The following is a 16,351-nucleotide window of genomic DNA, read 5'->3' on the forward strand; positions in this document are numbered from 1 at the left end:
TCCTTAATTTTTAGGATAGATTTCTACTTTGTTACGGGACTCTTTGTCCCAGAAGATACGTGCGTCCAACAGTTTCGTCAGGTCCCGGGCTGTCACGTATCCCACACCATCTATGTTCATCGTCTCTACCGCTTCACCGTTGATTGTCACCTTGCCCTTGATGTAGCCAATGCGACCACCAATCAACTCACCGATCGGTCTGGATGGTACCCATGTTGTTCCCTTAACGTTGTATCCGGTGTATGTTGAACCGGCAGCCGTATGGACGGTAACGCTCATTTCTGGGTACGGAGTGACTTTAACCGGTTCCTGTCCGGGCAGAACAGGTGCTTGAATATCAAACGGTACGCCCAGGTACTCACAAATCCCTTGAGCAATCGCCAAGGCAACACGGTTCTGGAAGTCATCGTCGAACAGTTTCTTCTCTTCTTCCGGATTGCTAATGAACCCAACCTCTAGCAGTACCGCGTCCATCTTGGTGTCACGGATTACTGCAAAGTTGCCATACCTTGCACCGCGATCCTTGAACCCTGTAGCTGCCAGCATGTGGCGTTGAAGCACTCCGGCCAGTGGCGCGCTTGTGGTGCGGTTGTAGAATGTCTCTGTACCGTTGGCAGAAGATGATGCAGCGTTGGCATGAATGGAGATAAACAGATCTGCTGGCATCTTGTTGGCTACACTTACACGTTCCTTGAGTTCCAAGAACACGTCAGTACGGCGTGTCAGGCTCACTTGCAGGTTCGGATTACCTTTCAACAGAGCATCCAGTTTTATTGCCATGGTCAAGTTGAAGTCTTTCTCCTTCTTGCCTGTTGGCCCGATCGCTCCCGGGTCCTGATTTCCGTGTCCAGCGTCAATGACTATTCGTTTTTTGGCCATCTTTGAGTACCTCCGTATGGTGTATTTGTTTGCAAGCAGGGCATAAGTAGTAATCGCCCAGGATGATAAGTAAAATCTGCTTGATAGACTCGCTGTAGCTTGCGGTTTTTCGCTTGAAATAGTCGCAGTCCATGGCTCCAATCCCATTCCTCTCATAATGATCTCCTGATTACGCATGATGACGATTTGGTTCGCCATGTACGCCTTAATTTCGTTGTCATCCTGGAACATCCAAGGCAGGAACTTCCGCAGCTGAGCCTTCATTTTTCGCTGTTTTAGGATCAAAAAAACGACCGCACCCAATGAGCTTAGGGTCAGGCCGTTCTTGAATAAGGTGTGAATCAAATCCACTATGAAGTCGTACATCGTCCACTCTCCGATAGAGCAGTTTATCTCTTACTTCTGGTCCGCAAAATATTGATACGAGGTGTAGGGTTTCGTCTGACACAACAGATTCCTGGTACTCGTCTTCGTCCATTTCAATCATATAATCACCTCAAATAGTAAAAGGACCCGGGATGCTTTCCCTGGGTCCTAACGGGTGTATGCTGTTACGTGGTGTATCTCTATTTTACCACATCTAACACGGGAATAAACCATCATTTCAAAGGAATTCCGGCTTCTTCCATGGCTTGATTGACTGTCATGTAAATGTCATTGATTTTGTACTGCACCTCTCGCAGTTGATCCGTCTTCTGCTGAGCGGTCAGATCTTTATTCGCTTGAATTTCACGCTTTTGTTTGCTCAGCAATGACAAACGTTTATTGTATGAACCAGCTCGGGTTGTTGTAATCATATCCGTCATGCGTTGGTCATACCATGATGGTAACTCTGCTTTGCCATCTTTATAATCTTTTTCGGCCTGAGCTACTTTTTCCTTGTAGTCGTAGTAGTCAGCAGACAACGTGTTAGAAAACTGCGGATCAACAATAAAGCTTTTCAGCAGCGTCCCTTTAATATCACCTTGTCCAGCGTCTGAGGTCAATGGTAGCAACAATCTGGCTGGGTCGCCACCGTATGAACGGATCAGGTAATCAATTTTCTTCGGTGACATTTTGAGATACTGAGCTAATTCGATGGCCACTTTTGATGTACGCTCGTCATAACGATTCACTGGCGAGTTACCTTCCAGAGCGCCTGACTCAATTGGTCGACCTGCATAGTCGATATTGGCAGCAGTAGCGACGAATGGAGCTGCTACCGTGGAGTTTAGTCCACCAACGATCATTTCACCAAGTCCCTCACCTCTTGTGAGCGGCGCCACTACACCAGACAATTGCGGTGGTGTGAACGCATTTACCAAGGCTTCTGCTGATCCCTTAAACGCTTGTGGGTCTTCGTAATAGACTGATTCCAATATGTCTGCAAACAGAGCGCCCAGAGCGCCGTACTCCATCGGGATTGGAACTTTGTTGAACTTGCCATCTTCACGCTTGCTCAGAATCAGGTTTCTGTACTTCTCCCTAGCTGGCAGTTGCTCATAGTCTGGATCACCATAATGGTTAGCCAGTTCCAACGCTTTTGGAATCATTATCGATCCAAACACCAATGCAGCTGTCTTAACCGGATGGTTCTTCCACTGAGAAACAAATCTGCGCAACCCTTGCATAGCCGCGTTTGAATACGGAACAAACTTCTCTACTTGAGTAGAAATGTCACCACGGCGGCTAAAGTTTGTTGTAATCTCTCGGGATTCATTGAGTGCCGCTGTGATGTTTTCTGGCGTTCTATCATTTCCTCTGCGTCTGAGTTCGCCCTTGTACGCCGCTATCCGGTTAACGTTCTCACCGACATCACCGAATTTAGCCAGTGCTTTAAATGGCGCAGCTACTGCCTTTCCGGTTGTCTTAGCAATATTCTGAGGTGACAACAACGGATCTCTGTTCATCTGTGATACGCCTCTTTTTAGACCTCTGTCTCCACGCAAGATAGCGGAATACCCTCCACCTACACGGCGATACTCTTGTGCCAGTGACCGGAGACTTTCGACTCCTGGAGTACCTTTCGGCAGTGTGTCTGCAATGGAGCTGATCAATGCATGTCCCAAATCAACCATATGCATCGCTGGATTCTTGGATTGGATCAGCGCTTGTGGCGTATCCATAAAGAACCCTTTGACTGCAAACATTGGCGCGAATGGACCGGTTGCCGAGTACTTAGTGGCCGTACTCAACTTGCCGATGGTATCCAGTACAACGTTAGAAACCTCTGCGCCCATACCGGACAAGGCTTTAACAGATTCAGGATCGTGTATTTTCAGATAAACCGGTTCGCCTTTGTACATCGCTCTAATCACGTTATCTTCATCCAATCGTGTACGGTTGAACAGCTTATTAAAATCGTCATTCAGCATGTTCATAAAATCAAGCTGATCTCCGTCTGACAGGACTTGGCGCAAGTTCGGTTGTCCTTTTGGAGCCTGAACAATCTCGGCTATACCCTTGAATGATTTAGGATCGGCACGCACAGCATCAACCAAAGACTGCATGACTCGGTTCCGCATTGAGGCATTAACCCATGCGCCCGTGGATTCGATAATCGAACGGCGTGGGTCAACGATATTACGTACTGAACCGGTTGGACTTACTTCTTTGATTGGTGCCTTTTGCCCAGAGAAAGCGTTGCTCTGCTTCATGGTAAATGGCTGAGCAAACTTCTCTGACAGCTTGAATTGTCGCATCATTGGCACGTAATTCGGATTCTTTTGACGCATGACATTGAACATTTCAGGTGAGATCAATCCCTCATCCACGCCGAACACTTTCAGCATGTTTTCGTTGAATCTATCCCAATCCTTCGCGATATTTTCAAACTCTGGATTTCGTGCGAGTAGCTGATCCATCTGTTGCTGTAGCTTCCTTGGAGTCATTTGCAAATTCTCTGCATACACTCTTTCGCCGCGCTTCATACGTGTTACTGCATGACGTTGGACTAAGAAGTCGATGAATTTATTCGTTTGGCCGCGTGGTACCTTATCGAATATTTCTTTCAAGCTCTCACCGATAACCTCGCCTTGGGCATTCACAAATTTGTCATTAATGATTGTATTTGCAATGTTGTTTGCACGACTTGCATCGATAGATTCTTCATACGCCTTCTTGCTAATTTTTTTCAACGGTGACAAATAATCAACCGTGTTCTGGTAAGCCGCTCGTGTCGCTGCCTGCACTTGCTCTATGGTTCCTTGGGCATCGCGTTTAATGTTGCTGCCGACAATCTGGTCCTCAGTGCTGATAGGATTCCGGCCAACTCTACGGTTGTTACCAAATGGAGAGATCCCCACGCCACCATTACCAAACAGATTTGTAAACCAGTTCTGCTTTGTGGCATTGGCTGCTGATTGGTAGTCATCAGCATAGTTTAACGGCGCATCAGGTGTAGCTTCTGGAATCACATCATCCACTCGTTGCGCTGGAGATGGCTCAACTACACGCCCAGGTCGACTGGTTAAGAAACTATCTGATGCCTGTCCAGCTCCCGTTGTCGGGATCATCCCTTGTTCCGCTTGATATCGTTTAACCGCTTCTGTACGTGGATTGACTGAGTTACCACCGGGATTAATAACCTCTGGTTCGCCGTTTCTTGCAGGGCGGTCAAATGTCAATCGTTCTTGCGTGACCTTAGCATCGTCAGCAACAGTTGGACGTGGCATCCGATCATCCAGACTCTTCACTGGGAGCGGTACGCCGTACACGTCTCTTTGTGCTTGATTAGCACGTGCACGTTGCATCAGATCTGGTGTGATCTCACGTTTAGTTGTAGCATATGCACGGTCAATCAGTTCCGATAATCCCGGATCACTCCGATCAGCCATAGACGCCCATAATCCTTCCAACTCTTCTGCTTCCCGGCCTGGCGTAAATTGAGTTTCATTTGCTACACGCATCAGGTTTTCAAACTTCTGACGGTATACATTCCCCACCTGTGCCAACCGCCCAGTCGTAGGCGCAGCCAGTTGACCTGCTGGTAGTCCGAGTGGTTCAGGTGTCCAGTTGGATGGATTCACGATTGGGTCGTTCCCTGCAGCAGTCTGACCACGTCTCTGCGCTGCACTCAACCGTTCATCACCACGGCCAAGAGGTAGCGCCAAGATTTCCTCTGCCTGCCGCACGCCGTTGTTGCCTTTGAGTTTAGTCAACGCATTACGCAAGCCAACTCCAATTCCTGCCACGAGTAAATCACCTGCTGCACCCAATCCAGCGCCCAGAGCGGCGTTTCTTAGCACGTCGCTATTGCTGTTCTGGCCTTGGATCAGACCCATTGCGGTGTTACTTACAGCGCCAGTAGCAGCGCCACGCATGGCCGTTTCTGCCACTCTGTTTGCTGTGTTCGGGCTAATGCGAGGTAGCACCTTACCAATACCGCCACCGACCACATTCGTCAGAGTGTTCCCGGCGCGTGTTGCCATCAATCCATTGGCTGCACGCCATGGAGCAGTGATCAAGTTTCCGCCACCAGCAGGGTTGAATCCTGCGCCAAGCACGCCTCCGGCAATACCCGTGATGTCGGCCACTCTATCCGCTGTAGCGTTTCCAGTTGAACCAGGAGCCATCGAAGGCGTGCCAAGCAACATACCGCCACCTGTACCGACTGCCCGAGTAACGAAACCACCCACGGGGTTACCGTAGGTGATATCGTTCATCAGGTTGGAAAATGGAGATACAAATTCAGCGAATCTACTCTTGGCCGCACTGTCCGCAATCTTTTGCTTGTTGATCTCATACTGACTTGGCTGTGGCGGAATAGGCGTTGGGTTAATACCCGTAGCCTGTTGGTATGTCTGAATTGCCTGCGGATTACCTGCAAGCGATCTGCCCAACGTCGAATTCATATAAATGTCTGAACCGGGTTGAGTGAGCGCAGGCGGCAAGGCTGATTTCAGGTCGTTCATGGACTTTTGACTGGCGAAATAATTCTGAACCGCCTGTGTTCGCGGGTTAATTGGCGCGCTTGGCTGTTGTAAACTGAGCGTTCCGTTCATTGCTGATTCACGTATTTGCATTGCCTTCTTGCGTTGATCCTCCGAAAACTGTTCAAGCCTTGTCGCCATGCGCCTACCTCCTTAATACCACTTGTTTTTATCCCAGAATTGCAGTGCTTTAACCGGGTCGCCATAGCGATCTTTTACATATTTCAAGCCTTGTAACGCTTGCTGATTTGGATCGCTCCAGTTTACTGAGCTGCCGCCATAATTCTTACGGGTGCTATCCAGAAACTGAAATAACCCGGCCGCGGAAGATTTAGGATTCTTCGCATTCGAGTTGAAACTGGATTCCCTGGCTACCAACTCAAGCGCGGGTTGTAACCAGCTATCAGGGTATCCCAATGCTTTGATAGCGTTGCTGACCGCCGCGCTTGCTGTGGCGTAGTTATTCGGGTTGGCCTTTGCGTCCTTCACTGCTTTGTAATAATTATTGTAGGAAAGGGCCCCACCAGTCCCATTGGATGTGGGGCTGGCTACTTTCCCGCAGCTGCCGCTCCCGTGCCAGCTGATGGTTGAATGTACTTCTTATCGAATTCCTGAATCTCTTTCGTAGTCAGTCCCATGGACAACATGACCTGATCATCCTGACCTTGTGGCAAACCGTATCCAGCGACTTGCTGATAGATCTGTTCTCGGGTCGCTGCGTCTTTAGGCGGAGCGTACTTCTCAGTGGTTGGGTCGATGTATTGTGACTGTAACGCACTCAGCACTTGGTTGGCGTTCATGCCGCTATACTCAGCCGGTTGTGTGCTGCCCAGTCCAAGCCATGCGCGAGAGTTTTCATCCTGGCTAATACCCAGCATTGCGTTACGATAAGCGCTGTCGTCCTGTTGCTGCAATTGACTGAGTGCATAATTGAGACCGAATTGAGTAGCGTTTTGGTTAAATTGCTGGCTCCATTGGCTATCTGCCACAGCGTCACGAGCTTTGGCATATGCAAATTGTTCTGCGCGGAATGCGTTGTCGATACCTTGTTGACCTTCCACGAAGTCTTGTTGTCGGTTTTGCATGCCCTGATTGTATGCTTGATTTTGACCAGCCATGGTGAGTGCTGCGTTCGGGTTAGCCGCTTGGCGCGCGAATCCACTCCAATCGCTTTGCGGTGTAACCACCCGACCAGTTGCATCCATGTACGTAGCGGCTGCGCCAAGGTTAGCCTGTTTGTTGTTAAGATCCATCGTCTGTCCGCCCAAGGTTCTGATACCAGCGTTGTTGGTGCGTGCTGTATTGTAATTGACACCTGATGCATACTGAGATGGATCAATACCCATAGACAGCAACTGCGCCCTGTACCCATCAGCCTGAGCACTCAGTTTCGCACGCTCTTGTGCCGTGATCCCCTTGGCCTCTGCCTGTTGTTTCAGTTGAAGGATGCTGTTAATCGCATTCTGTGCACCCTCTGGCATGTAGTTACCAGTCAGTTCACCCTCGGTTACACGGTTACCAAACTGACGCTGATCCTCACCCAAGTAGCTTTGTGACAGTGCACCAAGGTTACCGAACTGCTGTTGTTTCAACGCTTCCTGATCCATGTACTGCTGGTATGCCTGTTGCATCAGTGATGGCATGACGTCCGTCTCTACGCGGCCCATCTCTTGTGCTGCCAGTTCAGACATCCGGTCGCTGGTAATAGTGCTGTTCAGAATACCACGACGATTAAGTTCGGCCTGTGTTGCTGAGTTGCCGCTATCAATGTTGGACTGTGCACGTTTCAACGCCGCCTGATAGAGCGGATCGGCGTTCGGGTCATACGAAAACTGTGATTGCTCTCGGTTGGCGATAGCTTTCATCTGGCTCAGTAGATCCATACCCTGTTGGGTATTGTTCATTTGGGTATTCGCGCTTGGTGTATTTACAGCGGTCGGATTAGGCGTTGTTGCTGCTGCTCCGGGTGGTTTGTACCCAAGGTTCGTTGTCAGGTACTTTTGCTGTGCCGATGTGTCCTGCCCTTGCGCCTGACGGTTCTGTATGACCTGTAACGCTCGAGAGATTTCGTTGTCCTTGTACCCTGCATCAGTGCCAATCTTTGCTTGATTCTGCGCTATCTGCAGCTTCATGGCTTGGTCGCCTGTGTTGTAGTTGGCTCCACCGTTGCCCATTCCTGGAGTGGTTAAGGTGGACACGGTTGGTGTAGGCTTTGGAGTAACCATTCCTTGTACAGCTGCTACAGGTGCGGCAAGTTGATTCTGCTTCTTCTTGGGCGTTACCACGGTACCTGTGGTCTGGATCATGTTCTCACTCCTTTGCAATAGAAAAAGGACCCCTATTGGAGTCCCTTTTGGTATGGATTATTTAAGTGCGGCCAGTTGTGCTTCTAGTCCAGTGAGCACTTTTTCTTGCTCTACAATATATTTTTCTGATGTTGCAATATCTTCTTCATAACTTTTAGCTACTGATTCGAAAGCCTTGTTTCCAGCGGTAGCCATGGCTTTTGCGTCATCAAGCATTTTTTGTACTGATTCAATGTCTTTCTTTGAACTGCTAATGGATCTCTTCGCAGTCTCTACTTTTTGTTCAAGTTCTCTGATTTTTGCGTTCTTCGCATTTAGCTCTTCGGCTTGTAGATCTAGTTCGGCTTGTTCTTCTTTAGCTTTCTGGGCCAGATCTTCGTTTGAAGGTACAGTAACTTCTCCTGATTCAGTTACTTCTTCTGGACTGGTCAGTTTAATTTCGTTGCCTTCCACCGCAACCTCCAATCCCAGTTCATTTGCTGCCGTTCGTACTGGTACGTAGCTTGTACCGCCGATCACTGGCGCATCCCCGATCTTTTTATCATCCAATGACACCGTCATGACCTTACCAACTTTACCACCAAGCAATTTAGAAGTTGCTGCACTGATTTCTCCCGAGAAAGAAACCGCAACGCCAAGCACCACACCACTGAGCACCAATCCGAGATTCTTAAGATGCTTTTTCATTGCACACACCCCTGTGTTAGATTTTGCCAACATCATAGCATATATTGCTAGTTTTGGGTATGTGAATGTGAAGGTATCCCAGTCCAAGTAACCGTTCCTCCACCTGCTGTCTGTAGTACTGTCCCTATTGGTATGCCTCCGTTGTACGCAGGAGATGATCCTGTTTGGGATCCAGACCGGGCCTTTCCGAGTAATTCCTGATACAAAGTACGTCCGCTATCGTCATCTTTGAACTGGTCAAAAGGAACAATTACATCATAGATGTTATTGCCTGGTGTGATGTATACATTTCTGTTGGATGTCAGTGATAAATTCGCACCTGTGGTGCCAAGAAATGATGTTAGACCAGCGACGTACATGAACATATTTGCGTTGGGCGCAGCAATAAGTACCTGCGGAGATTGATCAGATCCTCCCAATGCTTGAATCGTCAGATAGTTATTCGCTGCCGAATATGCTCCGACCAAGTTCTGATCTGGATTCATCTCCACCCTCGGATACCCGTTCTCCGAACTCTGCACCTTGGCCCCTGTCATGGTCACTTGTCCATTGATGTCCGCTTTGAACGTATCCTTCGTACCATCATTGATTACCAAGCCTTGGTCGCTCATTTGGATGTATCCTGAACTTAAGCTATTCTTGACCGTCGCACCGGTCATGTTGACTTGTCCGTTAATATCCGCTTTGAAGGTGTCCTGTGTTCCATCGTTAATTTTCATGCCCTGTCCATCAATCGCGATGTAAGCACCATCTTGAAGCTCACTCTTGATGGTAACCAACGCAGCATTGATTGTTCCGGCATTGATTATATCGGCATTCAACTCGTTAACATTCCGTGTATCCAAGTTGTTAAGTAGGAAGGTTAATTCCTCCGTAAGCATGATATATGCATTCAGGAGTTGCTTGACCAACTCAGTTGTGTCCGTTTCGCCAGTATTAACGGTTGGCAACTGGACGTTTGCCATTAGGATCCCCTCCTTGTCACTTCTTTAATGATCCTGTGCAATTTCATTCTTCCAGAACCTGATAATTTTAATCTGTACCAGAATTCAGGCGTCCTTACAATAACCGGTATTCGAATGCTTTCAATACGTCCACTATTGAAGCTAGATGAATATACCTGTGTCCACGCCCCGCCTTCCGTACCACCTGCGTATTCAACCACAAAAGAAGATCCGCCTTCAATATCAGCCACAATCCATAGTTTGTGAATAGCTCCACGGGCTGTTTCATCAACACTATACGGCTTCGTTACCACATACCAATCAACTGGCATGCCATTTATTGTGTCTCCACCCATCTTCATTATTTTGCCATCGGCTGTACCAAAGTATAGATCTTGACCATCAAGGAAATAAGACGTGGCTACAAAGTTAACGGGCCACCATCTCCCGCCTTGTATATCATATTTCAACGTCACATTGGGCAATGTACTTGCACCTGTAACCAAAGACAGATAGATAAAACGTCCATCTGTGCCAGAACAACAGTGGCGTGCGTAATTCATATTTATCGAATCAATATATGGTTTGATCGGCTCGCTAATTTTGACTGGCGCCGCCCCTCCCATGTAATCGTAAAACCCATCCGGTCCAAGCCAGTATAGTGAATCGCGTGTGCTTACAATTGATCGATCTGATATACAACCCACACCGTACGGTTGTGTCATACTAAAGTTGACGCTATCCTCTCCGAACAATTTGTGCATGGTATATTTTTTAAATAACAGTACATGATTTGAAAATTGGCTTAATCCTGTAGGTTTCTCACCGTCTGGTGTCTCCACTGTAATCTTTCCGGTGCCTGTGTATTTATTTGTGCTCGTCCAATCAGTAGCATCGCGAAGACCAGAATACGATAGTAGATTATCATTCGTACTTGTCAAGTAGAACCTGTTTGCATGAGTTGTAAGAAATGAACTTTTAGCTGGCGCGTTACTGACGGTTGTAAGCGAAGCCCCATCGTACTGCTGCAATGGGAGTGCTCCATCTAAAAAATACAACTTGCTTCCATCAAAAAACATAGCGGAGTCCCACAATCTTTCCGGGTTTGGATAGCTGTATTCATACACCCCTACCCAAGACGCTCCAGAAAGTTTGTACACTCCAGTTTCGTTCCCGCAGTACCATTCACCTTTAAACTTGGTTATATGGTTAATATACCCTGCGTGCTGGCTTAAAAGAGAGCATCCCTCCACTACTTGCAGCGTTGGGTATATCGCAGAGTCCACATTCATTGATGTTACACATTGGCTATCTTTAATCTCTACTGACTCAACTGCTTGGTTGATCCCATCAGCAAGGGTAAAGATCGACTGTTTGCCTCTGTTCGGTTTAGAAGTCCACGGATTCATATTTCACCTCACCTTCTCGAATGTTTTATCTCGGGTATGTCTCTCGGCGTTTTATCGAACCGGGGAGTAACCCAGTATATCTATGGTAAACTTCAAGATTGTTGTTTCCATACATTGCTAGAACTGAATTACGAACTTCCCCGACTTCTGTGAAATATAGATTACTGTCCATGACTTCCATGAAATATGGTGAATCTACTAAGGATAAATTCGTGTATATGCTTGTGAAATTCCCTTGTGACAACTCAGCAAGACTTGCAGACCTAGCAATATTGGGGCTGATAGAATACCGAGCGTCTCCCATGGATGTTAAGTAAATTTCATTATTGTACTTCTCAATATCCACTAATCCAGTGAACTCATTCGGCGTAGTATACGAATTAATCACTTCAAAATTACCGCTGATGTAGTTCGTCACAAATATCTGATTAGAACCAGATACAAAGTACATGTAACCATCAATTATTTTAATAGATCTGCAATAAGAATTATCCAGAAACGGTAGCGTTTTATGGTACTCCTCTACAAGAATCCCGTTCAATTTCTGGTAACAGTAAATGGTTTGCGTTTGGGATGACATAACATAAAATCGCCCGTTGGCATATATAGTCTTATGCGGACGATAGCCGACGTTAGGAATGGTTTGTATTCGCCTAAAACTTGAATTGAATACTAAAACTTCATGACATCCAGCATTATCTACTACGTAGATATCACCATCACTAGCTATGCTGTGCGGTCCTGCAAACTCATAGTCAATTTCTGTCCAGTTGGCAATATCGGTATTAATGTTATCCGAATAGATGATACGGTGATGATAGCAATCCACGATAAAGTATTTATTGTTGAGCTTGTTCAACTGCGTTGGAACATAGAGCCGATCATGCGGATAAACTTTAGTTAAGAAAATCCTGCTACTTTGATGATGGAGAATGTGCTAAATGCGTTAATATTCATAACTTCCGACGCTCCAGCATCTTGGTAGCAAGAAATTTTGATGACATCACCTGCCTCGCACTGCTCTAAGGCGCTGAGCGAACTTCGTATGGATGGTATTTGCCCAGAATCATTTTTAGCGTTATTGGTTTGATATGCAAGATAGCTCCCGTTTTTTTCAAACAAGATATTGCGAAATCCAATTGGATTCGCACTAAAACTAATATTTGCCTGAATCAGATATGTTCCGGCTTCATTAATGACAATCTCACCATTGTTCCCTTGAGATACAAAACTGTTTGTATCAAAGTTCTTCGTATCCCAATTCGGAGTTGTCCAAGTTACATAGGGCAAGGGCTTTGCTGTCGCAGTCGTATATTTTGCGCGTGGTGGATCTGCCATGTTGTTGTGGGACTTTTTATCGGCAGCGCTCATGATACCTCCATCTGTTTCGGTTGCAACAGGGATGGGGTCTGCTCCGTATTCTGCATGACTGGATCCATGCGCACCTGGCGTTGAGGATCCAGTTGCTGTGATTTCTACTTCTTTACTATTGGGATTACTGGTTACAGCGATCCCCACTCCGCCTTTAATGGTAACCGTGTCGGTTTTTGACGATGCTGGAATGTCATTTACCTTTGAAAAGGCATTTTGGTTTACCTCTGCCCCGGGCTGTATACCTGTTAATTTCATATGTTCATTTGCTGTTAGATGAGCTACCGAATCCGCAATGTGCGAATTTATAGTATTTTGCACCGTCCCTGGTGCTTTACTCTCCCAATTCGCTTTATTTTCAGGCGTAACGTGTATTCCTGAGTTATTAGTATGGCTATTAATGTCGTTTTGGGCAGCATTTGCAGCGCTTGCGGCAGCTGAGATATTTACGTCTCTAGCTGATAGTTGAGTATCTACATACGTTTTACTAACGGATTCTTGCCCGGTTAAATCGGCAGGGATAACACCACCGTCAATATATTGTTGTGAAATTTTTTCTGATGATTGTGTCATTGCCACACCCCCATAACATCTTCAATAACAGGGTAGTCCGGGGTTTCATCATCAGCCTTCTTGAATTCGGTCATGAGCCCGTTATACCGCGATGCAAAGTTATTCACCATCGCCACATCACTGTAGTTCTCTGCAATCTGCACCAGTGTCCCGTAGATCAGCAGGCTGTGAAAGTCCTGATCAAGCTCAGGAACAGCGTTCAGATCAGTAGAAACCAATTGGTTTGGGTACCTGTAATAAAACAGTGACAGTCCATTCTCGACGTCCTTATCAGGTGTTGGGAAGATACCAAGACCGTTAGACCCGACAAAATAGTAGAATGGTTCGTTCGCTGACTTCTTACTGTCCTGGTACATGTATTCCCGTCCCTGCACGACCACATCCGACAACGATGTACGAGGGAAAGGCAATGTGTAGGCGAATATCCCTTCTTTCAAGTGGTAGATAGCCATGGTTTTTATCTTTGCTGTGGTACGAAACAGTTCGTTCTGCACCTGGTTAATCTTCCGGATCACACTATCATTGGACAGGCTATGCGGGTATTTCTCACTAATCTCTTCCAAGATCTCCTGTAGTTTCACGTTATCACTCCTTCAAACAGGAAAAAGCCCCTATGGGGCCTTGTCACATGCCTTTGATTTCCTTCTTGGTGCTGTTTTCGATGCGTTGGTTAACTTCACGTGTCATCGTGTAGGAATAATTGTAGATTTCTGCGATAGCCTGTGGTACTTCTACTGGTTTACCGCGTGGCACCGTGTAGATTACACCGTTAAATCCGATTGGTAGTACCTTGTCATCCGGGTTCGTAGGGTCATCAGGGATCAGAATATTCACTTTAGGCATGGCCTTCAGCTGTTCCAGTACGCTTCTCTCTGCTTCTGCTGCTTGACGCTCATATGCTTTCTCTTCCATTTGCATTTGTTCTGGTGTTTTCTCTGCTTCTTTCGCTGCCATTTCGTTTCCTCCTCAAATTAAAAGGAGCCCGAAGGCTCCATATGTTATACAGTTGCGCCAGACTCGTAACGAACGATAGCCAACTCTTGCAGACGCACAGTGGCAAACGCACATTTCCAAGCGACGGTGTTGAACTGGTTGAGTGGGTCAGCTACACCACCAGAACCGGCAGGGTGTACGATGATCTCAGGCTTCATGGAACCTTCGATGTCCGGCAGTCCGTAAGCACCGCGACCAAGGAAGATTGTAGCGTATGCATCATTGGCAGCAGGTGCACCAGCCGAACCAGAAGCGTATTTAACGCCGTTATCTACCTCCATGAAGTAGATGCCGTACATCTTGCCCAAGGTGCCTTCCTCACGGTTCTTGGTGTCCACGTATGTGTTCTGATCCTTCCACTCTTGCAGTTGCATGATGTCCAGCGCAACGTCAGGGTGAACCATTGCCACGTACCCAGAACCACCGTTAGGCAAGCGGATCGGCTTAACCTTGTTACGCTTCATGGTACGGCGTACCTTCAGGATGTCCAATGCCGTGATCTTGTCGGCTGACAGCAATGCGCTACGGGAAGCCTTACCATTTGCATAGAACACATTCGTACCAGCAGCTACCACATCACGAACGATGGTATCGATCGATTCACCCGCGTTTTCCCCCATCAAACCGGATGCCTCTTGCAACAGTGGATCAAGTCCTGTCATGTCGATGAAGTCAGAGATCTTTGTCCAAGCACCATACTCTTGGATGACCGCTGTAATTTTCACGATGTCCAGATTCACACCATCTGGTGTTACGCCCTCAGTCAATGCTGTGGTGTTCACATCCAGAGAGTTCAGGCGGCGGAAGCTTGTTGTTGCACCTTTACGCTTCGGAATGTTCTTGTTCTTCTCGCCAAATTTGGTCCATTGCAGTTCTGGAATCAAGCGTTCCAGCAACTCGTCCTGGTAAAACTCCGCTTGTTCTGCTGTCAGTGCGTTTACGCCTGTGGTTGGGTTATATCCTTGTACTAATGTTGGCATGAATAGTCATCTCCTTAGATTGCGCGGCCCCGCCTGTTGTCCCTGAATGCTTTACGCTCTGCCGGAGTCATACCAAGGTATCCACCTTGTGGGTCAGGCGCATCAGCACCGAGAGAACCGGTTGAGCTATCCGCGTTTTGTTGTAGTTTCCGTATTGCCTCTTGTTCGGCTTGCGCCCGGGCTGTGTTGACGCGCTCGTCGTATGTAACGATCTTGTAAGCCACGTCAAGTGAATAACCGTTGGATGCAGCCATGTTGATTACATCGTTTTTGTATTTGCCAAAGTCCGGGAAGTTGGCTGTGTCGTTCTCCATGCTTTGGATCTGCGACTCTACCTTGCGGACCAGGTCTGCTTCCCTCAACTCATTCAGTTGCTTTTCGTACTCACTGACCTTCTGGTTCAGCGGTTGTAGGTGATCACGGATGACATTTTCGCCAACGCCCAGTTTCTCGGCCTCTTCCTGAATTTTTTGCTCCATTTCAGCTTGTTCCAGTGCTTGGATGTAGGAATCCGGGTCGTTGAATCCGTAATATTTTGCTGTGCGATCAAGCATTTGTTGGTAACGCTCGGCTTGCTGGGCTTTTTCGGACACCTTATCGTAGTTCAAGCCTTTCTGAATCCACGTTGGTACCTCATCCTCTGGCACAAAGCGTTCTTCCTTGTTGTACTTGACCTTTATGCCTCTGGGCTCTTCCTGTGGCGGGGAATCTTGCCCTTCTGTTTGTGTGTCAACTTGCTGATCGGCCACTTGCTCGACCGTTTCTTGTACTACTTCTTCGCTATGGTTGGCGAGTTCTTCCATGGGTGAAACCTCCCTGCTCTATGGTAGGAGCAAAATTGTATATAGAAAGGGCCCCTGCAGTCTCAGCAGAAGCCCGTTGTTTTACTTATTCGCGTTATTTAAATCGTCTTGCAGTCCCTTGATGCGGTCGAGACCCGGGATACCGTATACCGTGGCAATCGTATGGAACTGTGCGCCTGTGTCGTCATCATCGGTCAATGCCTTCACGCTGAAGCTGTTATATTCCAATTCCTCGCCCCATGATTCACCTGGATCAATGGTCCGCGTCTGTCCTCCGACCTTCACCTCGACCACTTCATTGCCTTGGTTGAGCAAATAAAAGTGATCCTGCTTCACATCAAATGAATATGTGGCCGACTTTTTCCATGCAACCTCTGTAAACTGCGTCATTTGGTCACCATTCGTCTGTCCTTCGGGCTGTACGTTTACCTTTGCCATTGTAAGAACCTCCTGTTTTGTAGAGTTTCTTCCCCCTGAAAACCAATGGACCCGTCTC

Annotated in this window: 13 protein-coding genes; all 13 read right to left on the reverse strand. The window is 47.3% G+C overall.

The annotated features are described in order from the left end of the window. Nucleotides 1–3: 3 nt before the first annotated feature. Nucleotides 4–1,245, reverse strand: a complete 1,242-nt coding sequence (locus ABTV53_RS26560; RefSeq protein ID WP_433748197.1) for an N-acetylmuramoyl-L-alanine amidase — start codon at nucleotides 1,243–1,245, stop codon at nucleotides 4–6. A gap of 233 nt (nucleotides 1,246–1,478) precedes the next feature. Continuing rightward, complete coding sequence (locus ABTV53_RS26565) at nucleotides 1,479–5,930, reverse strand: LPD38 domain-containing protein (protein ID WP_433748200.1); 4,452 nt, start codon at nucleotides 5,928–5,930, stop codon at nucleotides 1,479–1,481. A gap of 12 nt (nucleotides 5,931–5,942) precedes the next feature. Then, a complete protein-coding gene (locus ABTV53_RS26570; RefSeq protein WP_339306557.1) occupies nucleotides 5,943–6,278 on the reverse strand; it encodes a transglycosylase SLT domain-containing protein in 336 nt (111 codons plus the stop codon). A 59-nt stretch (nucleotides 6,279–6,337) separates the two neighbouring features. Continuing rightward, nucleotides 6,338–8,095: a hypothetical protein gene (locus ABTV53_RS26575; RefSeq protein ID WP_433748203.1), complete on the reverse strand. Its 1,758-nt coding sequence runs from the start codon at nucleotides 8,093–8,095 to the stop codon at nucleotides 6,338–6,340. Between the two features lie 57 nt (nucleotides 8,096–8,152). Continuing rightward, entirely contained in the window at nucleotides 8,153–8,782 is a 630-nt protein-coding gene (locus ABTV53_RS26580; RefSeq protein ID WP_433748206.1) for a hypothetical protein, read from the reverse strand. Nucleotides 8,783–8,829: 47 nt separating this feature from the next. After that, nucleotides 8,830–9,747: a hypothetical protein gene (locus ABTV53_RS26585; RefSeq protein ID WP_433748209.1), complete on the reverse strand. Its 918-nt coding sequence runs from the start codon at nucleotides 9,745–9,747 to the stop codon at nucleotides 8,830–8,832. Continuing rightward, nucleotides 9,747–11,135, reverse strand: coding sequence for a hypothetical protein (locus tag ABTV53_RS26590; protein ID WP_433748212.1), 1,389 nt, complete (start codon nucleotides 11,133–11,135; stop codon nucleotides 9,747–9,749). Before ABTV53_RS26590 ends, ABTV53_RS26585 begins: the two co-directional genes overlap by 1 nt. Nucleotides 11,136–12,035: 900 nt before the next feature. Beyond that, on the reverse strand, nucleotides 12,036–13,079 hold the full coding sequence (locus tag ABTV53_RS26595) for a hypothetical protein (protein WP_433748215.1): 1,044 nt from the start codon (nucleotides 13,077–13,079) through the stop codon (nucleotides 12,036–12,038). Continuing rightward, nucleotides 13,076–13,660: a hypothetical protein gene (locus tag ABTV53_RS26600; RefSeq protein ID WP_433748217.1), complete on the reverse strand. Its 585-nt coding sequence runs from the start codon at nucleotides 13,658–13,660 to the stop codon at nucleotides 13,076–13,078. Before ABTV53_RS26600 ends, ABTV53_RS26595 begins: the two co-directional genes overlap by 4 nt. Nucleotides 13,661–13,703: 43 nt before the next feature. Then, nucleotides 13,704–14,033, reverse strand: coding sequence for a hypothetical protein (locus ABTV53_RS26605; protein WP_433748220.1), 330 nt, complete (start codon nucleotides 14,031–14,033; stop codon nucleotides 13,704–13,706). A 44-nt stretch (nucleotides 14,034–14,077) separates the two neighbouring features. Further along, nucleotides 14,078–15,052, reverse strand: coding sequence for a N4-gp56 family major capsid protein (locus tag ABTV53_RS26610; protein ID WP_433748222.1), 975 nt, complete (start codon nucleotides 15,050–15,052; stop codon nucleotides 14,078–14,080). 14 nt (nucleotides 15,053–15,066) lie between these two features. Continuing rightward, nucleotides 15,067–15,855, reverse strand: a complete 789-nt coding sequence (locus ABTV53_RS26615; protein WP_433748225.1) for a hypothetical protein — start codon at nucleotides 15,853–15,855, stop codon at nucleotides 15,067–15,069. Between the two features lie 81 nt (nucleotides 15,856–15,936). Then, nucleotides 15,937–16,293, reverse strand: a complete 357-nt coding sequence (locus ABTV53_RS26620) for a hypothetical protein (RefSeq protein WP_433748227.1) — start codon at nucleotides 16,291–16,293, stop codon at nucleotides 15,937–15,939. Between the last annotated feature and the right edge of the window lie 58 nt (nucleotides 16,294–16,351).

This window comes from Paenibacillus amylolyticus (assembly GCF_050990605.1).
Lineage (GTDB): Bacteria > Bacillota > Bacilli > Paenibacillales > Paenibacillaceae > Paenibacillus > Paenibacillus amylolyticus_H.